The sequence below is a fragment of the Phyllobacterium lublinensis genome (assembly GCF_020164435.1).
Taxonomy (GTDB): domain Bacteria; phylum Pseudomonadota; class Alphaproteobacteria; order Rhizobiales; family Rhizobiaceae; genus Phyllobacterium; species Phyllobacterium lublinensis.
Genome location: NZ_JAIUDQ010000007.1, coordinates 157,535 through 177,683, shown reverse-complemented (window position 1 = coordinate 177,683; position 20,149 = coordinate 157,535). Strand labels below are relative to the sequence as shown.

Annotated in this window: 20 protein-coding genes; 11 read left to right on the top strand and 9 right to left on the bottom strand. The window is 56.3% G+C overall.

The window, feature by feature from the left end:
- Positions 1-59: 59 nt before the first annotated feature.
- Positions 60-956, bottom strand: a complete 897-nt coding sequence (locus K9U38_RS11795) for a LysR family transcriptional regulator (RefSeq protein WP_224494520.1) — start codon at positions 954-956, stop codon at positions 60-62.
- A gap of 59 nt (positions 957-1,015) precedes the next feature.
- On the bottom strand, positions 1,016-1,990 hold the full coding sequence (gene trxB / locus K9U38_RS11790; RefSeq protein WP_224494519.1) for a thioredoxin-disulfide reductase: 975 nt from the start codon (positions 1,988-1,990) through the stop codon (positions 1,016-1,018).
- A 333-nt stretch (positions 1,991-2,323) separates the two neighbouring features.
- Between trxB and K9U38_RS11785 the strand changes: the two genes are divergently transcribed.
- Positions 2,324-2,794, top strand: a complete 471-nt coding sequence (locus K9U38_RS11785) for an Lrp/AsnC family transcriptional regulator (protein WP_224494518.1) — start codon at positions 2,324-2,326, stop codon at positions 2,792-2,794.
- On the opposite strand, the gene K9U38_RS11780 is transcribed toward K9U38_RS11785, so the two are convergent.
- The 3 genes from K9U38_RS11780 to greA are packed head-to-tail and all read right to left on the bottom strand — an operon-like array spanning position 2,791 to position 5,071.
- Entirely contained in the window at positions 2,791-3,531 is a 741-nt protein-coding gene (locus K9U38_RS11780; protein WP_224494517.1) for a glycosyltransferase family 25 protein, read from the bottom strand. The genes K9U38_RS11785 and K9U38_RS11780 overlap by 4 nt on opposite strands.
- Positions 3,528-4,592: a glycosyltransferase family 4 protein gene (locus K9U38_RS11775; RefSeq protein ID WP_224494516.1), complete on the bottom strand. Its 1,065-nt coding sequence runs from the start codon at positions 4,590-4,592 to the stop codon at positions 3,528-3,530. Before K9U38_RS11775 ends, K9U38_RS11780 begins: the two co-directional genes overlap by 4 nt.
- 5 nt (positions 4,593-4,597) lie before the next feature.
- Positions 4,598-5,071, bottom strand: a complete 474-nt coding sequence (gene greA, locus K9U38_RS11770; protein ID WP_224494515.1) for a transcription elongation factor GreA — start codon at positions 5,069-5,071, stop codon at positions 4,598-4,600.
- A gap of 289 nt (positions 5,072-5,360) precedes the next feature.
- Between greA and K9U38_RS11765 the strand changes: the two genes are divergently transcribed.
- Together K9U38_RS11765 and K9U38_RS11760 are read left to right on the top strand one after the other, a co-directional pair.
- On the top strand, positions 5,361-6,506 hold the full coding sequence (locus K9U38_RS11765) for a PQQ-dependent sugar dehydrogenase (RefSeq protein ID WP_224494514.1): 1,146 nt from the start codon (positions 5,361-5,363) through the stop codon (positions 6,504-6,506).
- An 83-nt stretch (positions 6,507-6,589) separates the two neighbouring features.
- Positions 6,590-7,480 carry a DMT family transporter gene (locus K9U38_RS11760; protein ID WP_224494513.1) on the top strand — a complete coding sequence of 297 codons (891 nt, stop codon included), beginning with the start codon at positions 6,590-6,592 and terminating at the stop codon, positions 7,478-7,480.
- On the opposite strand, the gene K9U38_RS11755 is transcribed toward K9U38_RS11760, so the two are convergent.
- On the bottom strand, positions 7,470-7,820 hold the full coding sequence (locus tag K9U38_RS11755; RefSeq protein ID WP_224494512.1) for a DMT family protein: 351 nt from the start codon (positions 7,818-7,820) through the stop codon (positions 7,470-7,472). The two genes, K9U38_RS11760 and K9U38_RS11755, sit on opposite strands and share 11 nt — an antisense overlap.
- 195 nt (positions 7,821-8,015) lie before the next feature.
- On the opposite strand from K9U38_RS11755, the gene K9U38_RS11750 reads away from it, so the two are divergent.
- Entirely contained in the window at positions 8,016-8,987 is a 972-nt protein-coding gene (locus K9U38_RS11750; protein WP_370631905.1) for an extensin-like domain-containing protein, read from the top strand.
- A gap of 14 nt (positions 8,988-9,001) precedes the next feature.
- On the opposite strand, the gene K9U38_RS11745 is transcribed toward K9U38_RS11750, so the two are convergent.
- Complete coding sequence (locus K9U38_RS11745; RefSeq protein ID WP_224494510.1) at positions 9,002-10,192, bottom strand: low temperature requirement protein A; 1,191 nt, start codon at positions 10,190-10,192, stop codon at positions 9,002-9,004.
- Positions 10,193-10,524: 332 nt separating this feature from the next.
- On the opposite strand from K9U38_RS11745, the gene K9U38_RS11740 reads away from it, so the two are divergent.
- Positions 10,525-10,941: a VOC family protein gene (locus tag K9U38_RS11740; protein ID WP_224494509.1), complete on the top strand. Its 417-nt coding sequence runs from the start codon at positions 10,525-10,527 to the stop codon at positions 10,939-10,941.
- Between the two features lie 10 nt (positions 10,942-10,951).
- Here the strand turns inward: K9U38_RS11740 and K9U38_RS11735 are convergent, their stop codons facing one another.
- The gene (locus K9U38_RS11735) at positions 10,952-11,287 is read right to left on the bottom strand and encodes an acyl-CoA thioesterase (RefSeq protein WP_224494538.1); all 336 of its coding nucleotides are present in this window, start codon (positions 11,285-11,287) and stop codon (positions 10,952-10,954) included.
- Between the two features lie 223 nt (positions 11,288-11,510).
- On the opposite strand from K9U38_RS11735, the gene K9U38_RS11730 reads away from it, so the two are divergent.
- The 4 genes from K9U38_RS11730 to uvrB all read left to right on the top strand — a co-directional run bounded on the left by K9U38_RS11730 (position 11,511) and on the right by uvrB (position 17,036).
- Complete coding sequence (locus K9U38_RS11730; protein ID WP_224494508.1) at positions 11,511-12,707, top strand: mandelate racemase/muconate lactonizing enzyme family protein; 1,197 nt, start codon at positions 11,511-11,513, stop codon at positions 12,705-12,707.
- 125 nt (positions 12,708-12,832) lie between these two features.
- The gene (locus tag K9U38_RS11725; RefSeq protein WP_224494507.1) at positions 12,833-13,090 is read left to right on the top strand and encodes a SemiSWEET family sugar transporter; all 258 of its coding nucleotides are present in this window, start codon (positions 12,833-12,835) and stop codon (positions 13,088-13,090) included.
- Positions 13,091-13,218: 128 nt separating this feature from the next.
- Positions 13,219-14,103 (top strand): HNH endonuclease, encoded by an 885-nt coding sequence (locus tag K9U38_RS22125; RefSeq protein ID WP_224494506.1) that lies wholly within the window; start codon positions 13,219-13,221, stop codon positions 14,101-14,103.
- Positions 14,104-14,222: 119 nt separating this feature from the next.
- Positions 14,223-17,036 (top strand): excinuclease ABC subunit UvrB, encoded by a 2,814-nt coding sequence (uvrB, locus tag K9U38_RS11715; RefSeq protein WP_224494505.1) that lies wholly within the window; start codon positions 14,223-14,225, stop codon positions 17,034-17,036.
- 18 nt (positions 17,037-17,054) lie between these two features.
- On the opposite strand, the gene K9U38_RS11710 is transcribed toward uvrB, so the two are convergent.
- Entirely contained in the window at positions 17,055-17,624 is a 570-nt protein-coding gene (locus K9U38_RS11710; RefSeq protein ID WP_224494504.1) for a TetR/AcrR family transcriptional regulator, read from the bottom strand.
- Between the two features lie 115 nt (positions 17,625-17,739).
- Here K9U38_RS11710 and K9U38_RS11705 point away from each other — a divergent pair, with 115 nt between their 5' ends.
- A complete protein-coding gene (locus K9U38_RS11705; RefSeq protein WP_224494503.1) occupies positions 17,740-18,783 on the top strand; it encodes an aldo/keto reductase in 1,044 nt (347 codons plus the stop codon).
- Between the two features lie 33 nt (positions 18,784-18,816).
- Positions 18,817-20,121, top strand: coding sequence for an MFS transporter (locus tag K9U38_RS11700; RefSeq protein ID WP_224494502.1), 1,305 nt, complete (start codon positions 18,817-18,819; stop codon positions 20,119-20,121).
- Positions 20,122-20,149 lie beyond the last annotated feature (28 nt).

Here is a 20,149-nt window from a genome sequence, read left to right as displayed (position 1 = left end):
CTGCCGTTTCTCGTTTGGTTGGAAAGAAAATTTTTTCACAATACGGCTGACCAGAAGGCCTAATACGACCAGGTGCGAGCCTTTGAGAAAAGGAAATCTCGGAACACATGCAATTTGGCAGCATTCTTGATTCCCTCCGGATAGCAGAAAAACGTATCGAAGGATGGTAATTCCATTTCCGGCAACAGCCTGACCAGTGTCGAATCCTTCTCGACCATGTAGTCCGGCAGGACGCCCAGACCGACACCCCTCTGGATCGCCCGCTTGATGGAGAGGAGATTGTTGATCTGCAGCACTGCCGGCCGCAAATTGCCATCAGTCCGACCGATTACCTCAAGCCAGTTGAGATTGGTAAGGTAGGACGGCGCAGGTTCACCAAAGCTGACGATGCGATGGGAGTCGATTTCTTCGATGCTTTCTATCTTGCCATACTTGGCAATATAGGCCGGTGACGCATAGACATGCATGTGCACCGTAAACAGCCGCCGCTGGATAAGATCCGGCTGTTGCGGCTGGCGCAGGCGTATGGCGCAATCGGCATGGCGCATCGTCAGATCGAGCTCCTCATTGTCGAGGAGCAATTGCAATTGTACTTCTGGATAGAGTTCGATGAACTCCTGTACACGCTCGATCAACCAGCCCGAACCAAGTCCTACCGTCGTGGTCACGCGCAGTTTTCCCGAGGGCCTGTCCTTGCTCTCGGTGAGCCGCGAGCGGACATTTTCAAGCTTCATCAACACTTCATGCGCTGTACGGTAGAGCACCTCGCCCTGCTCGGTCAGGATCAGGCCGCGGGCGTGGCGATGAAACAGTGGTACCCCAACATCCTGCTCAAGTGCACTGACCTGACGGGAAATGGCCGATTGCGACAAATGCAACGTCTCGGCGGCATGGGTGAAAGATCCCGCCTCCGCAGCAGCGTGAAATATTCGCAGCTTGTCCCAATCAAGCGACATTGCGCAGTTTCTCCCCGTTCTGACCACGCATTTGGTGGTCAGCTCCAATTTCGTGGCTGCTATTCAGCAGCTTCGCGTACAGGTTCCTGGGCGGCGAGCCAACGTTCGGCCTCCAAGGCTGCCATGCAGCCCATCCCAGCCGCTGTGACCGCCTGACGATAGATGTCGTCGGTAACATCGCCTGCGGCAAAGACGCCGGGGACATCCGTTGCAGTCGAGTCAGCAGCAGTCCAGAGATAGCCATTCGGCTTGTGCTTGAGTTTCCCCTTGAAAAGCTCAACGGCAGGCGCGTGGCCAATGGCGATGAAAACACCATCTGTGACCAGATCTGTCTGTTCGCCGGTCTTAACATGCTTCAGCCGAACACCGGAAACCGATGCTGGAAGCGGCGACTTCGCTTCCGTGCCGGTAATCTCGTCGAGAACATGGTCCCAGAGCACCTTGATGTTCTCTTTTCTGAAAAGACGATCCTGCAGGATTTTCTCGGCGCGGAAGTGATCGCGACGATGCACGATCGTGACCGACTTCGCCAGATTAGAAAGATAAAGCGCTTCTTCAACCGCGGTGTTGCCACCGCCGATAACAACAACATCCTTGTTGCGATAGAAGAATCCGTCGCAGGTGGCACAAGCGGACACGCCAAATCCCATGAAAGCCTGTTCCGTGGGAAGGCCGAGCCATTTCGCCTGCGCGCCAGTAGCAATGATCAGCGCATCGCACGTATATTGCGTGCCGCCATCGCCAACCAGCCGGAACGGGCGGACCGACAAATCGACGTCCGTGATGATGTCATGGACGATCTCGGCGCCGACATGTTCCGCCTGGATACGCATCTGATCCATCATCCAGGGGCCCTGCACCGTATCGGCGTAACCCGGATAATTCTCCACATCGGTCGTGATCATTAACTGGCCGCCCTGCTGCAGGCCAGCCACGATAACCGGCTTGAGGTTTGCGCGGGCCGCATAAATTGCCGCGGTGTAACCGGCAGGACCGGAACCGATAATAAGAACGGGCACATGGCGCTGTGACATAACAAGACCTTGAATCAATTTCAGCTCGAGCCACGATAGGTGGCGCAGACCGGGGTTCGCTTTCAACTGCCATAAAGTAGTGGCTCATACCCCTTTGTTGCAAGGTCTGTGCATAACATAGGCGCGTTAGCCACAGCTTGTACGTTCGTTTGCGCGGTCTACAGCGCGTTGTAGTGTCTGCCGGAACAGGTTATCACGCTCCTGTTGTCAAAATTGCAATCTGGGACTGTCAATTTGTCGGTGCTGATCCTGTTTGCAACCGGCGCGGGATGTGATTACACAGCGCGGGGAATCGCCTATGGTGACCTCAATTTTCTTGGGACAGGATATGATATGCCTTTGAAGGCGGACCTCGATGCGATCGACTGGAAAATCCTGAAACAGCTGCAGGATAATGGCCGGATCACCAATGTGGAACTGGCAGAACGCGTTGGTATTTCGGCGCCTCCCTGCCTGCGTCGGGTGCGCAAACTGGAAGAAAGCGGCGTCATTCAAGGCTATCGGGCGATTTTGAACGGCTCGATATTGGGCCAGGATATTGTCGCCTTTTGCATGATACGCCTGCATCGCCAATCGGATGCCGACCTGAAAAACTTCGCCGAGAAAACGCGGGACTGGATACTGGTGCGCAGAGCATGGATGGTATCGGGTGAGTCGGATTTTCTGCTCCACTGTGTCGCCAGCGATCTCAGCACCTTCCAGAACTTCGTCATCGAAGAACTGACGTCGACACCGAATGTGGATTCCGTCCGCACGTCACTGACCATTCGGTCCGTCAAGAATGAACCGCTGATGGTGCTTTAACCGCGCATTCTCCGCATCTGACTGTGGCAATACAGGCCAACGCGGTAATATGGTCGCAAAATCTCCCTGCTCAACCGCTCCAGGACCGTCTTGCTTTTACCCTGTACCACCGTCCCGCCGAGGTCGAAATCGATCTCGCGAATGGTGATAGGCCGCGCTGAGAGTACACGGACAGGGTGCAACCAGTGCATCTGAATCGTCGTATCCACTGGCCGGTCGAAATGCCTGGTCGCCGCGAGCAGCGCGATGGCAGCATCACGTCCGACGAGTTGCATCTGCATGCCAAGGCCGGGCAAGGCCGGCTGTATGAGGCTGTTCGCGCCTGCCGTTGCGACCTCAGGCCCCTTTTCGCCGCGTGCCCAGCGCGGAAAGCGAACGTAGTCGCTGGGCTGCATGCGATCCATGGCAAGCGACAATTGGGCGGCAAATGCTGCGTCGTCAATGTCGACATCGTCTTCGACGACGAGGCCAGCATCGAGGTTGTGTTCAACAATTGCCTGCCACGCTTTGCGGTGCGAGAGAAAACAAGCGACTTCCGAAACACGCAGTGCAAAGGGATAGTGAGGGCTGTGCAGCGAGCGGGTGTAGAAAGCCCGCACCTCGTCATCGCTCATGTTCAACGCGTCGACGGCATCGATGATCTCGGTCTCGACCGGCAAGCGTCCGATCAGTCCGCGAACATGTTCGCCGCGCTTCTTCGCCCGTTCCAGGTGAATGACGAATGCGCGGACCTTCACGGCTTCGATCCGTTGCCAAACAGATGCTCGTAGACATCCAGGATTTTGGCGGCTTCCTGTTGTAGTGGAAAAGTTTTCCGGACATGGGCCAGCGCCGCTATACCGGCGCTTTTGCAAATTGCTGGGTCCGCAAGATAAGGCGCAATGGCCGCCTCGAGCGCAGGCCCATCACCCGCGGCAACCACCGTTCCGGTTCCGGCTCCGATCATTTCGGCATAGGCACCGGCGTCACTCGCCACCACAGCGGTTTGCGACGCCATGGCTTCAAGCGGCGTCAAGCCAAACCCTTCATTTCGAGATGGTGCCACATAGAGGGTCATCCGGCGATACCAGAGGCGTACATCCGGAACCTCACCCAGGAAGAGGATACGGTCGGTCAGCCCGGCGCGGGCGATCTTGTCCCGAAGCGACTGCTCGAATCCCCTGTACTCCGAGGTTGTGCGACCCGTCATGACAGCAGTCCATTGCGGGTGCTTCGGCAATAAATTGATCATTGCCTCGACAAAGAGATCTGTACCTTTCGAAGGACGGATCCGGCCCGAACAGCCAACCAGAAACTGTCCCGGCAAACCCGAAGCTGCAAAGCTGTCCTGATCGTCCTCGGGTGGGTGGAAGAGGACGGTATCGACGCCATGCATTATGACAGTGTGTGGCACTTTCAGAAAACTGCCTGATTTGCCACTTGTCGCAATCACTCCGTTCATCTGCCGAATCAGCCACTTCGTGAAAGGCCGGTGGTCACGTTGCGCCGCAGAGGTGAATAACAGCTTCAGTCGCATGCGCAGCACCGAGCGCATGAGAATACCGGCAATCATTTCATTGTTGCGGCGTGCATGCCAGATACGAAATGGCCTTGTTCTCGGCTTGAACCAAAGGCCCGGAAGCGAGGTCCATCCGATGTTCGGCAGGTCCGCAGGCAATCCCGGGCCCATCGTGACAATGTTGAGACCATTGGCGCGCTGCAGTGGAATGAGTTGAACAATCGTCGAAGTTACTCCGGAAAGCTTTCGCTTGAAATTGGGAGCGATGACTTCGACGCTGCTCAGGGGATCAGCGGGCACTGATTTCAGACGAAGCTGAAGCCGATGATTTCGTAAGACCGCGCACCGCCAGGTGCATTGACTTCAATCGTCTCACCTTCGCTCTTGCCAATCAGTGCACGCGCAATCGGCGATGAAATGGAAATGCGGCCTGCTTTTGGGTCAGCTTCCTGATCGCCAACAATCTGATAGGTCCGCTTTTCTTCGGTGTCCTCATCGATCAGCTGAATCGTGGCGCCAAACTTGATCTTGTCGCCTGAAAGCTTCGAAATATCGATGATTTCGGCACGTGCAGTATAATCCTCGAGCTCGCCCACGCGGCCTTCATTGTGGCTCTGCGCTTCCTTGGCTGCATGATACTCGGCATTCTCCGAAAGGTCGCCATGGGCGCGCGCTTCCGATATTGCCTGGATGATGCGGGGCCGCTCTTCCTGTTGGCGCCAACGCAATTCTTCCTTGAGCTTGTCAAAACCAGCCTGAGTCATCGGGACCTTTTCCATGCCCTCTCCTTTCATAGTCAGTGCCGACGACCCCGTCAGGGCAGCCGCGCGGCACAAAAAGAAAACGGTCACCGAAGCTCAAACCTCGGAACCGTTCAGTCATCCGTGCCTTAATATAACACTGTTTCAGGCAATTTCACGAAGAAAGTAGAAAATGTCGCAACACCGCATGCCAATCAGCAACCCGGCATGAATGATCCAATCAATCACGTCACTGTGAGACGACGTAGGCCAGGATTCTGCGCAAAATAACAGCGTGATTTCGCGAGCGCAAAGAGGACAGCAGTCAATGAAGCGGAGAGTTGGTGCCCTATCCTTCGGACTATTGGCAATGCTTGCAGGTTCCTGCCTCACTGCGTCCGCGAAGGATTTCAAGACCGAAAAGTTCACCATCTCTACGGAAACGATCGCAGGCAATCTCGACCATCCCTGGAGCCTTGCGTTCCTGCCGGATGGTACGCTCCTTGTGACTGAACGCGTCGGCAACATGCGCCTCGTCACCAATGGCAAGGTGTCGGAGCCAATCGCAAACGTGCCCAAGGTCGCTGTCATGGGTCAAGGCGGCTTGCTCGATGTCGCGCTGGCCCCCGATTTCCCCACGAGCGGCAAAATCTATTTCACCTACTCGCAGCCCGGCAAAGGTGGGGCCGGAACGGCATTGGCCAGTGCCAAACTTGTCCGCGACGAGGATGGCGCGTCCCTTGAGGATGTCTCCGTACTGGTTTCCATGAACCGAAAAAGCCGGCGGGAACAGCATTTCGGGTCACGCATCGTCGTAGCACCCGACGGCAAACTGTTCGTAACCATGGGCGAGCGAGGCCAACAGCGGCGCGCGCAGGACTTCCGGGATCACGCGGGCTCTGTCCTGCGCATCAATGCGGATGGCTCCATTCCCGCCGATAATCCGTTTGCCGATGGAAAACGTGGCCTGCCGGAGCTTTGGTCAAAAGGCCATCGCAACCCACAAGGAGCAGTCTGGGATCCGGTGACACAGTCGCTCTGGACCGTAGAACACGGCGCCATGGGTGGCGACGAGGTCAACCAGCCGCAGCCTGGCAAGAATTATGGTTGGCCGGTAATCACTTACGGCAAGGATTACTCGGGCGCAAAAATCGGCAAGGGTTCAGCAGCAGAAGGCTATGAACAGCCCCTTTATTATTGGGATCCGTCGATCGCCCCATCCGGCGCCGCAGTCTATGAAGGGGAAATGTTTCCCGAATGGCAGGGCGATCTACTCGTTGGTTCTCTCAAGTTTGAATTACTCTCTCGCCTTGACCGCGACGAAAAAGGCGCCATCAAGGGCGAAGAGCGAATCTTCGACGGCGAATTCGGACGCATCCGCGATGTGCGCGTTGCACCTGACGGCTCGGTCTATCTCCTGACGGATCAAAGCAATGGGGAAATCATCCGGCTGACCCGCTCACGCCAGACCTGATCCGATCCCCCTTGCCGCGCGAGATCCCAGCGATTAGAGATCCCCATGGGCGGGATCAGGTATCCGCGAGGGGGAAATTCGACATGACGCATGGCCGCGCCAATATCCTGCTGCTTGCTGCCGGTGCCATCTGGGGCCTCGGTTTTGTGGCGCAATCGAGCGCCATGAGCAGCATTGGGCCCTTCATGTTTGTCGCAGTTCGTTTCCTGATCGCGGCCCTGACCGTCCTCCCCCTCGCCCATCGAGAGGCCCGAAATGCACCCGGAAAACTGGAACGCTCGGACTATTTCGGATACGTCTTTATTGGTTTGCTTCTTTTTGCTGGTGCGGCGTTCCAACAAATCGGCATCATGACCACGTCGGTGACCAACTCCGGCTTCCTGACCGGGTTATATGTCGTGATGGTCCCATTCCTGGCCGTCGTGCTGTTCTGGCAGTGGCCCCACCCGGTCGTATGGCCCTGTGCAATGACCGCGCTTGCCGGCATCTATTTGTTGTCCGGCGGCAAACTCGAAGGATTGGCGATCGGCGATTGGCTCACAGTCGCATGCGCCGCGTTCTGGGCACTGCAGATCATATTCATCAACCGCATTGCAATCCGAAGTGGCCGCCCGATCATGCTTGCGCTCGTACAATTCATCGTATGCGGTGTTCTCGGGCTTATCATCGCGCTCGCGACGGAACGCATCGAACTCTTTGCAATGTTGGCAGCGGCGCCGGAAATTCTCTTTGCCGGTATATTCTCATCAGGCATAGCCTTTACGCTGCAGGCCGTGGGTCAACGTTTCACGACCGCGCCGCAAGCCGCCATCATGTTGTCTTCCGAAGCACTGTTCGCGGCGGTTTTTGGCGCCTTGATTCTTGGAGAGCGCATTTCGTTCCAGGGCGCCATCGGCTGCGCCCTGATCTTTGTAGCAATGATTGCAGTCGAGCTTGTTCCGGCTCTGCGCAGTCGAGCCGATGTCAGGCCTTGAAGATCAATGTCGCTCCCCCGGCTATGAGGGCGAAACCTGCTAGGTGCTGCCAGGTAAAGGATTCCTTCAGGTAGAAAACCGAGAACACGCTGAAGACGACCAGTGTGATCACTTCCTGCATGGTCTTCAGCTCGGCCGCAGAATAGACCGTATGGCCAATGCGGTTTGCGGGGATCGCAAACCAGTATTCCACCAGGGCGATGCTCCAACTGCCAAAGACCACCGGGGTCAGAGGCGCAGCCGGATACTTCAGGTGACCATACCAGGCGAAGGTCATGAATACATTCGACACGATGAGCAACAGGATTGGCATGACGGAGGGCGAAAGCAGGGTTGGCATGACTGGCTCTTTTGGGAGGAGGGAGAAGCTTCATTCAGCGTTTCGGCAGGTTTCGTCTATGTATTGCCAATAGCGCCGAAAGCAAGCGGCAATCGCTCGCGCCGCATTTCTTACGCAGGCATTAAAGCCGGCGCTGACCTTTCCTTTACAATTTAGCACTATTTTTACCTGCATCAGGCAGGGGAATGTGGTGACATGAGTTTTGCGTTGTCGTCCGCTAAGCGCTTGAGGCGCATCTCAACGATAGTCGTATTAGGTTCGTGCACGGCGCTCAGCGCTTGCGGCATGGGCGACGTGCGGCGCCCAATGGCTGACGTCGGGACCGGCACGGGTACGATGGTTGCAGAGCAGTCCCTGGCCACTGAAGAGAACCAGCAGGTAGCGGCCGAGGACACCCAAAGGCTCATAGTCCCCGAGGCGGAACAGATGGCCGCTGAAGAAGTTCAGCCATTGTCCACACCGCCAGAAGAGCAATTTGACAACCAGGACAATCAGCTTGACGTCCCTCTGGAGCCAGCTCCAGTCGCCAACGAGGACATTGAAGACGATAGCTATGGATATGCCGGCGGCATAAGCGATCCAATAGCGCGGGGCGAAAGTATTTATGCCATGTCCGGCAGCGAGGTCGCCTGTCGAACCCAACTGAAGCGGCTTGGTGTCGTCTTTCAGGAACACGAACCGATCAACAATGGAGGCGCTTGCCGTATCGATCATCCGCTTACGGTGAGCGGATTCGCGAGCGGGCGCATCAAGCTCAAGCCGAACGCCACCCTGAACTGCCAGATGACCCTGGCGTTCGCCCGCTGGGTCAAGGGCGATCTCTCGCCTTCAACCCGCCTTCGCTATCTGTCCGGGATAAACACTATTCACCAGGCATCCAGCTATTCCTGCCGCACGATGAGCAGTCAGCCCGGACGGAGCATGTCCGAGCATTCCAAGGGCAATGCGCTCGACATAGCAAAGATCACGCTTAACAACGGCCGCCAGATCAAGGTTCAGAAACCCGGTCTCTTCGCGTTCCGCCAGCGCGGCCTTTTGAATTCAGTGCGGTCGGACGCCTGCGATTACTTCACGACTGTCCTTGGCCCAGGCTATGACAGGTTCCACCGAGATCATTTCCATTTCGACCTGATGCATCGGCGCAGCGGGCACCGCGCCTGCCGGTAACATCTGTTCCGTCGTTACGACTGAGCCGGATGATCAGCTTCTGCTCGCCCCCAATATTCCGTAACCGTCACGATGATCAGAATCGCGCTCGTCGTTGCACCCAGCAACAGGGGTGAAAGCTCGGCGGCAAGGAAGGCCAGAACAGCACAGAGACCAAGGCCGATCAGATGCGAGAGTGGCACCTTGCCAGTGATATAGAGTTTGAACAGCAGGTTCCCGACCAGATAGAGCGCCGTTCCGCCGATGGAAGTCCAGATCGTAGCCGCATCCGAATGACCTGTCGGGTGCGCCAGAATGAGTTCATCCGACACAGCCACAACGATTATGCCGGCGACGAGCAAAATGTGAATATAGGTATAGGCCACGCGGGCAATCCGTCCAGGATCATTGGTGGCCGCAATCTTGTGATGGGCGACTGCTTGGCCAACGTTGAAATAGATCAGCCACATTGCAACGGACGCGACAAAGGTCGTGAGAAACGCCGAAAAAGAGAGCAAATTCCATTGCTGATCAGTAAAAGTGGCGCCCGAAACCAGGATCGATTCACCGAGAGCTATAATGATGAAGAGCGCGGCCCGTTCCGCCATATGGTTGCCATCCACATCCCATTCGGTCGTTGATGACGAGCCCAGACCCGGTGTCCAGTAACCAAATGCCGGTCCAACCACCTCGATTGCCAAAGCGACGGTCCAAATGAAGAGTCGGGCCTCTGGCTCAGCAAGACCTCCGCCAATCCAGAAGCAGGCAGATACGGCGAGCCATGTCGTGATCCGCTGGAAATTCCTGTAGTTGGAGTGATTGTGACGCCGCAAGGCCCACACCGTGAACGTCGAGCGTCCGACTTGCATGAATACAAAGGCACAGGCAAACACCAGTCCACGTTCGCCGAAAGCAGTTGGGATTGAAGTTGATAACAAAAGCCCCGCCAGCATAAGCACGAACAGCATAATCCGCACCGGTGACCTTGTCGGGTCGAGCCAGTTGGTACACCACATTGTATAGACCCATACCCACCATACGGCGGCGAGCATCAGGGCACTTTCAGCAAGGCCCTTGATACTCAGGTCGTGCAACAGCAGATGCGATATTTGCGTGATCGCGAAGACAAAAACCAGATCGAAGAACAGTTCGACAAAGTCGACCTTCGCGCTGTCTGCCTCATCGCGCTTGCGTGAGTAGTCTCGAACCGCTCCGAAAAATGCCACGTCCGCACCCCAATTTTGCGAATGACTGTTGCCGGTACGACAGTTGTATCGAAGTTCAAAAACATTCACTGTCGAATACATTACGAATCGGATGCGACACTACTCGAACAACATGCATTTGCCACGTTTGTGAATGGGTGATCCCCACGCAGTTCACACATTCAACGATTTCATCAATGGATGCATCAGAGATCGTACGTGGGATACAGCATATCACGCGGTTCGCCGCCTCATCCGAAGACATAGTCTTTTACGCTACTGACAAATGGGGCTTGCCTGACCGTTTTGAAGGCTCCTTTAATATGGGGATTCGCCATTCGGAGGAGGACCATATGCGTTTTACCGATCGCTATCCCATTATCGTCACCACACGCAAAGAAGCGTGTCGCGATTTCTGGATCAGACACTTGGGTTTCGTTAGCGGCTTCGACAGCACGTGGATCTCATGGCTCACGACCGAGGATCAGTCAGCCTCGATCGCCTTCATGACCCCCGACCATCCATCCGCCCCACCCGGACCTGAAAGTTTCAGCGGCAAAGGCATGTGCTTCGAACTTCAGGTCGACGATGCCAAGGCCGCATTTGAAAAGATCAGCGCAACAGGGCTCGATATCAAGTATCCGCTGACCGACGAGCCGTTCGGCCAGCGCCGGTTCGGTTTTCATGACCCTTCCGGTCTGTGGGTCGACATTGTCGAGCAAATTGAATCAAAGGCCGGGTACTGGGACAAGTACATGATCGGCGACTAGAGGGTAACCATCAGATCGCAGGCACGGGTGTCGGCTTGCCATCCTTGTCTAGGGCAACCATGACGAAGTCGGCATGGGTAACCAGCTCCATCAGGTCAGACAGATAGCGCTGGGCCCACGCTTCGACCTTCAGCGTGATCGACGTGCGCCCAACATGGGCGACATGGGTATAAACGCAGAGCGTATCGCCGATCTTCACCGGCTTGGCGAAGGCCATTTCCTTGACCGCAGCCGTCACCACACGCCCGCGTGCCCTTTCGGCCGCTCGGATACCACAGGACAAATCCATCTGCGCCATGACCCAGCCACCGAAGATATCGCCCGCCGCATTGGCATCCGCCGGCATGGCAAGGGTGCGTAGGGTCAGTTCGCCAATTGGCTTTGTCGCTTCGGTCAATTCCTGTCTCCGTGGGTGGTTGCTGGTTCGCGCGATGATGCGGTGCGCCGGCAGGATTGAAAAGGGGGGACGTGCAACAACTGTCGGAAACCCGACATACGGGGTCGTTGCGCAGTTTCAGGATCGTTACGGGCCTGGCTTACTCTGTATCTTCACGAGTGCGGAGGGAGCCATGAAAGTCACCGATGTCAGAACCTTCGTGGTTGGCAATCCACCGCCATCGTTTGGCGGGACCTGGTTCCTGTTCGTCAAACTTACAACGGACTCCGGCGTTGTTGGTTATGGCGAGGCCTACAACTCGACCGTCAGCCCGCAGGTGATGCGCAAAGTCATTGAGGACATTGCGGAGCGCTGGCTCGTCGGAGAAGACCCGCACCACATCGAGCGCTTTTTTCGCCGCGCCTATTCCGGCGGCTTCACACAGCGGCCCGATGTGACGGTCATGGGCGCGGTATCGGCTCTTGAAATGGCCTGCTGGGACATCATCGGCAAAGAGGCAGACAAGCCCGTCTACGAGTTGCTTGGGGGCAAGGTGCACGAGAGACTCCGGAGCTATACCTACCTCTACCCGAAGCCGGAACTTGGCGAGACATCCGAGATCTATTGGAATGCGGAGACGTCGGCCGAGCGTGCCGCTGAATATGTCGCCCAAGGCTATACTGCTGTGAAGTTCGACCCTGTAGCGCCCTATACCTCGTTTGATCCCCGCCAACTCTCGCTCGAACAGCTCGATCTCGGCGAGAAGTTCGTCCGCCTTGTGCGGGAGGCGGTCGGCTCCAAGGCTGATTTGCTGTTTGGCACACACGGTCAGATGACGCCGACGAGTGCGGTCAGACTGGCAAAGCGGCTCGAACCCTACGATCCGCTTTGGCTTGAAGAGCCTGTACCGCCGGATATGCCGGAGAACATGGGCTACGTGCAACAACACACGTCTATTCCGATTGCCGCCGGTGAGCGCCTGACGACGAAGTACGAGTTTCAGCGTTTGCTGGTGAACCGCGCCGCCAACATCCTGCAGATGAACCTTGGTCGTGTAGGGGGGATCCTGGAAGCCAAGAAGATTGCCGGCATGGCCGAAACGTTTCATGCGCAGATAGCACCGCATCTCTATTGCGGGCCAATCGTCGGTGCCGCCAACATCCAGATTTCAGCGTGCAGTCCGAATTTCCTTATTCTCGAATGCATTCAGGCCTTTAGTGGATTTCATGCCGATATTCTCAAGACGCCAATCCGTTGGGAGAACGGGTATGTCATTCCATCCTCAGAACCCGGCCTTGGTGTCGAGTTGAACGAATTGATAGCAGAAGCCAACGCGTATGACGGTCATGCCCTGCACCTCAATATGGGTCGTGATCCTTTGACCATCTGAAGTGGGCTATCGACGCGCCAAATAAAAATTTGTCGCGCACAAACTTTACGCCATGAATCCGCTTTATTTTCTTTGGAGAATCCTCTTATATATCAATCGCATTCCCCGTATCGAAAGTTCGTTCCGTGCCTCTCCATATTGAGCTCGTCGGCAGTCTTGCTGCCGTGATTACTACACTGTGCTGGATCCCGCAGATCATCAAGATTGCGCGGCATCGCGATACAGCAAGCATATCCTTGTCCATGAACATTTCGCTGGTGTTTGGTGTCTTCCTCTGGCTGATTTACGGAATGATGATCGGTTCGTGGCCTGTGATGGCGGCAAACGGAGTGACACTGCTGCTTATCCTGACGATACTCGGGCTCAAGCTCCGCTATGGCTGATCAATGGCCCGGCGCCATTCCAGATTGAACGGATCCTGAAAATACAATTTCAAATGCGTTTCGCTCTGTTGCGGTCTCCAGCATGCTGAATCGAGGTTTCTATTCGGCAGGCAGATTGCAGATTAATGGTGGCGATATTCCATATTAAATCAACGGCGTATACGAACGACAGTTATGAAAGCCGGTTTGTCTTTCCAGAGAAATATTATGCAATAGTTCGGGATGCCGTTGGCGACTGGATCATCTACCATCTGCCAATGCGGCGAGCGGGCAAACGAAGGAACCGTCCGGAGGGTTACTTTGCTGCAGCATATGTCGCATCCGCCCACATCTCCACGAACAATCCAGGCTATTGCGAGGCCAGACTTGAGCAGTTCCTCGAATTCCCGAAGCCAGTCCCTTCCAAGGTGCGCGACGGACCCATCCTTTACTTCGAGGACGGCATGCTCGAAAGCGACGGATCGGTAAATGCATCGCTTAACCAACAGGGGGTAAGGGCAATCGCCGATGGAAACTTTTACCGGATCATCGAGGCCGCTTTCGGCAGAGCCGCTCTCGACCATGAATCGGAACCTACCCTAGGATTAGCCGAAGACGGGCCGGCGGCAGAAGAACGCACACGAATTCTGACGTCCCGCTCGCTGCGGGATCGGGCCTTCAGGCAACTGGTAGGACATGCCTATGGCATGACTTGCGCGATGACTGGGATATCGATGCGGGCCCCAGACCAGACTTACGAGGTTGAAAGCGCACATATCATGCCGGTTGAGGCCGGAGGCCCCGATTCGGCGAGCAACGGCATTGCACTTTCACGCTGCGTGCACTGGATGTTCGACAAGGGTCTGCTGTCGATTGACGCCGATTACCGGATACTCAAATCCCGTCGTTACTTCGAAACACGGATCGACGGGTTGTTGAATGGATCGGGTCAGATTGCGCTGCCGAAAACCGACAGCCATCGTCCCCATCCGGACTATCTGCGCTATCATCGCGAAAACGTCTTCCGGCGCTGAACACGGCACGCTCTAAGGTAAAATGCTCCTGACAGCACTATGTCAGGAGCAGCGGATCACAGGCGACTTTTCCAGTCACGGCTCTTCCCATTTTATCGGACTCCCACCATATTCAACTTATGGCTAAATCTCCTGACAAGTATGAAGTGCAAGGTTTCGGCGAAAAGCCCCAACCCGAGCTGGAAGGCGTACCGTTAACCGGTGCGATCAGCGATTGGGCAAAGCAAATAACCGAAAGCTCGGCACAAACTTCGGCGAAAGCGACAAAACCAAGGAAAGCGCCAAGCACGCAATCCAGTGCTTCGCGAACATCGCGCGGTACGTCCATTGGCGGGTCCACCGACCCGAAAACGCGGGCCGCAGCGGGACTCAATCCTGTAGCCGGCCTCGACATCGGTCTGGAGGATGCCAGCAACATCATGCCCGGTGGCGCCACTGCCACGGTCGCCGCGCTTGCCGCATTGATCGAGAGCGGCAATCCACTGTTCAAGAATGGCACTGCGTGGCAGCCGCACCGGCCGGCGCGCCCCGAAAAATCGGAAGGCGGCATTCAGATAAGGATGGAAACCGACTTCCAGCCTTCCGGTGATCAACCGACCGCGATACGGGATCTGGTTTCTGGGATCAAGGAAGACGACAGGACGCAGGTTTTGCTTGGTGTGACGGGCTCCGGCAAGACCTTCACCATGGCCAAGGTAATCGAAGAAACGCAACGTCCAGCCCTGATCCTTGCGCCAAACAAGACACTTGCGGCGCAGCTATATGGCGAATTCAAATCGTTCTTTCCGAATAACGCGGTCGAATATTTCGTTTCCTATTACGATTATTACCAGCCTGAAGCGTACGTGCCGAGGTCGGACACCTATATCGAGAAGGAATCCTCGATCAACGAGCAGATCGACCGGATGCGCCACTCGGCCACCCGCTCACTGCTGGAACGCGACGATGTAATTATCGTCGCCTCAGTCTCATGTATTTACGGTATCGGCTCCGTCGAGACCTACACCGCCATGACCTTCGAAATGAAGATTGGCGACCGTCTTGACCAGAGAGCATTGCTCGCAGACCTGGTGGCACAGCAATACAAGCGACGCGAGATGGATTTCACGCGTGGTTCGTTCCGCGTGCGCGGTGACACGATCGAGCTCTTTCCTGCCCACCTTGAGGATCGCGCCTGGCGCATCTCCCTGTTCGGCGATGAGATCGAGTCAATCACCGAGTTCGATCCGCTTACCGGCCAGAAAACAGGCGACCTGCGCTCGGTAAAGATCTATGCCAATTCGCACTATGTAACGCCGCGCCCGACACTCAATCAGGCCATTAAATCCATCAAGGAAGAGTTGAAGCACCGGCTGGTCGAGTTGAATGCGGCGGGACGCCTGCTCGAGGCGCAACGGCTTGAACAGCGCTGCACATTCGACGTGGAGATGCTGGAGGCGACCGGCTCGTGCGCTGGCATTGAGAACTACTCGCGCTATCTGACAGGCCGGAAACCTGGCGAGCCGCCACCCACATTGTTCGAGTACATCCCCGACAACGCCCTTGTTTTCATCGATGAGAGCCATGTGACGGTTCCGCAAATTGGCGCCATGTACAAGGGCGACTTTCGTCGCAAGGCGACCCTTGCGGAATATGGATTCCGCCTGCCCTCATGCATGGACAATCGTCCGTTGCGATTCGAGGAATGGGACGCCATGCGTCCGCAAACGGTTGCGGTTTCCGCAACGCCCAGCACATGGGAAATGGAAGAATCCGGTGGTGTCTTCGCCGAGCAGGTCATTCGGCCGACAGGCCTCATCGATCCGCCCGTCGAAGTGCGTCCTGCCAAATCCCAGGTGGATGACGTTCTTGGCGAAATTCGCGAAACTTCGGCAAAGGGCTATCGCACGCTCGTCACCGTACTGACCAAGCGCATGGCGGAAGACCTGACGGAGTATTTGCACGAGCAGGGTATACGCGTGCGCTACATGCACTCTGATATCGACACGCTGGAGCGTATCGAAATCCTGCGTGATTTGCGACTTGGCGCCTTTGATGTGCTCGTCGGCATCAATCTGCTGCGCGAAGGGCTCGATATTCCGGAGTGCGGTTTTGTTGCAATCCTGGATGCCGACAAGGAAGGTTTCCTGCGGTCTGAGACATCATTGATCCAGACCATCGGCCGTGCCGCGCGCAACATCGATGGCAAGGTTATCCTTTACGCCGATCACGTCACCGGTTCGATGGAGCGGGCAATGGCGGAGACTAACCGCCGTCGTGAAAAGCAGGAGGCCTACAATACTGCACACGGTATTACGCCTGCGAGTATCAAGAAGAACATTGGTGACATCCTCGACAGCGTCTACGAGCGCGACCATGTCCGCGCAGATATCTCGGGCTTTGCCGAATCCGGCGCAATGATCGGCAATAATCTCAAGTCACACCTCGAACATCTCCAGAAGCAGATGCGCGATGCTGCGGATGATCTCGATTTCGAAGTGGCTGCGCGCTTGCGCGACGAGATTAAACGGCTGCGCGAGACGGAACTGGCTATTTCGGACGATCCGATGGCGCGCGAGGTAGAGCTTGAGAGTCCTGTTACAGGTCGGACCAAGGGCAGGCATAATGCCGGCCGGGCCATGCACCGTGTGGTCACCGATGACGACAATCCGGACGCATCACTGTTCCGCAAACCTGATCTCGACGAAATGGGCGGTGACACCACCCGTCCGCTTGGCGGGGTGTTCCGCAAGAATTCGCTCGACGAGATGACTGTCGGCCGTACGGAAAAGCCGGTGATCGGCAACGTCCCTGCAAAGCCGGCCTTCACCGGAACCAACCGCAACGATCAAACGATCATACGGCGAGAACGGACAGGTGCAGGTTCGTACGAAGACGCTGGAGATGGGCGCAAGAAGCGCAGGCCGGGCAAGACGGGGCGTCCGGGTAGGTAAGATACGTTCGGGCCGCACCTATTTGCGGCTGAACACCTCTTGCCCGGCATGCAATATCTCATCGGCGAACTTCGGATCATCGACGGCACGTGACAGTACAATCGTGCCGACCAATCCTGCCAACGTGGCAATCGCCTTTTCGCGCCTGGCTGCCTCGGATTGTCCGGGAATCGCCTTGGCGAGTACGCGAAGGAGGGATTGCGTTCCTTGAGTGAACCGAGCGCGCACGGTCTCCTTCTGACGCGCAATGTCAGGTGCAAGTGCAGCTATCAAGCAGCCTGTCCCGGCGTTGTCCCTATGGGACTTATCCAAATAGGAACTGACAATCGCTGCTAGGGCCTTATCTGGCGAAGTTTCTGCGAGTTTCTCCCATTTCACGGTCGAGCGGTCCATGACCGCTGCACTGGCTTCAGCGATCAAATCGTCCTTGGATGCAAAATGACCATAGAAACCGCCATGCGTCAGACCGGCGCCTTTCATCAGGTCCGCAACGCCAATCCCGTCAAAGCCTTTTTCTCGAAACGCCCGCCCGGCAACCTCGATAATCCGTTCCCGATTTTTCGCCACTTGTTCCCTACTGACCCGCATCAAAAAATTCCTCTCAGTCACCGATTGACTTTTTATATGATGATCGTCATTGATAGTCAATCATTACGATCATCATATAAAAGACCTGCAGAGATGTGGGCGACCCGGAGAACTCATGCGTTACAAACTTTTTGGCAACCATACTGGCTTGCGCGTTTCAGAATTTGCCCTCGGCACCGGGAACTTCGGCACCGGGTGGGGATATGGCTCAACACCTGATGTCGTACGCCCGATATTCGATGCCTATGCCGAGGCTGGCGGGAATTTCATCGATACGGCCGACAGTTACCAGTTCGGTCAATCGGAAACGATTATCGGCGATTTTATAGCCCCTGAGCGCGACAACTTCGTCCTTGCGACGAAATACTCCCATGGGGCTTCGGCAAATGCCGGTCCTCTGGTTGTCGGCAATAGCCGCAAATCCATGATACAGGCGGTTGAGGCAAGCCTGAAGAGATTGAAGACCGATCGTATCGATCTTCTCTGGGTTCACATGTCCGATGAAATGACGCCAATCGAAGAGATCGTCCGCGGCCTGGACGATCTCGTGCGCGCCGGGAAGATCATCTACTCCGGTTTCTCCAATTTTCCGGCCTGGCGTATCGCGAGTGGCGCGACGATCGCCTCCCTGCGCGGATGGACGCCAGTGGCTGGCCTGCAGACCGAATACAGCCTCGTCGAGCGAAGCGCCGAACGTGAACTGCTGCCGATGGCAAAAGGTTTTGGACTTGGCGTCGTTGGCTGGTCGCCCCTGGGCGGCGGACTGCTCACGGGCAAGTATCGCCGGGGTGAGGAAGGTAGGGCTACCGGCCTTGGCGCGGTGATTCAACATGAAGACAGTTCTCAACGGTCGGCAATCATTGACGAAGTGCTTGCCATCGCGACCGAAATCGGCGCCACACCCAGCCAGGTCGGGATCGCCTGGGTTGCAGCAAGAGGTGTGACGCCCATCATCGGGCCGAAAACGCTGGAACAATTGCGAGACAACATGGGTGCAGTTGCGCTTGTGCTTTCAGAAGCACACATCGACCGACTGAACCGTGTGAGCGTAGTAAGTCTCGGGGCGCCCCATGAACTGCTTGCGGATATCCGCACAAGACAACGTCTCGCTGGCGGAAAACTCGAACTACTCAATCTTTCATCTACGCCATTGATCTGATTCAGCACTAGCCTCATCCATGAAGGGCCCGACATGATCGCCTCTCCCCTCGCCACTTTGCTTGCCCGCCGCAATATTCATTACGGTTGGGTTGTTATTGCCGTCACGTTTCTCACCATGCTCGTAACGGCAGCGGCCGTGGGTGCGCCTGGCGTCCTGATTGTGCCATTGGAAAAGGAATTTGGTTGGGAGACCGAGCAGATCGCAACAGCATTTTCGATTCGGCTATTGCTGTTCGGTCTCATGGGCCCATTTGCCGCGGCATTCATGAACTATTTCGGCGTACGTCGCGTGGTATGCGTCGCACTGGCACTGATCACAGCCGGATTGCTGGCTTCGCTGGCCATGACCGAGATATGGCAGTTGATCCTGCTGTGGGGTGTTGTCGTAGGCTTCGGAACGGGTCTCACCGCAGTCGTGCTTGGTGCCACGGTCGCCGCGCGCTGGTTTACCGAACGGCGCGGACTGGTACTCGGCATGCTGACCGCCAGTTCAGCGACCGGACAGTTGGCATTCATGCCTCTTATGGCATCGCTCAGTGACTATTACGGCTGGCGGACAGCGGTCATGCTGATCTGCGGATTGCTGATCATAGCAGTTGTCGCCGTTTACTTCCTGATGCGCGATCGGCCATCGGATGTCGGCCTTCCCGCCTATGGTGACAAGGAAATCGCCGTGACGCCACCGGCTACTGGTGGCCTGGTATCGCTGGTCACCATGCCTCTGGTTGTACTGAACGAAGCATCCCGCAGCAGTACTTTCTGGATACTTTTCGCGACCTTCTTTGTGTGCGGCGCAAGCACGAACGGCCTGATCGGCACGCACTTTGTTGCACTGTGTGGCGACTTTGGCATGATCCCCGTGGCCGCTGCCAGCGTATTGGCGATGATGGGCCTTTTCGATTTTTTCGGTACGATTGGCTCCGGTTGGCTATCCGATCGGGTCGATAATCGATGGCTCCTGTTCTGGTATTACGGACTGCGCGGCTTATCGCTTCTCTACCTGCCCTATTCCGACTTCTCCTTTTACGGGCTGTCTCTCTTCGCCATTTTTTACGGTCTCGATTGGATCGCTACAGTCCCCCCAACAGTGAAACTGGCAACTGACCGCTTCGGCCGCGAAAAAGCAGGGCTTGTCTTTGGGTGGATCTTTGCGGGGCACCAGCTCGGAGCGGCTTCAGCTGCCTATGGCGGCGGTTTCGCCCGCACTGAATACGCAACCTATTTGCCAGCGTTTCTGGTCGCTGGAATTCTCTGCCTCATCGCGGCACCGCTGGTGTTGACGTTAAGCAAGCGCGGCAAGGGCAGTCCGATATCCCAACCCGTCCCGGCAGAGTGAATAGTCAAACCAGCTGTGGGTTTCCGTC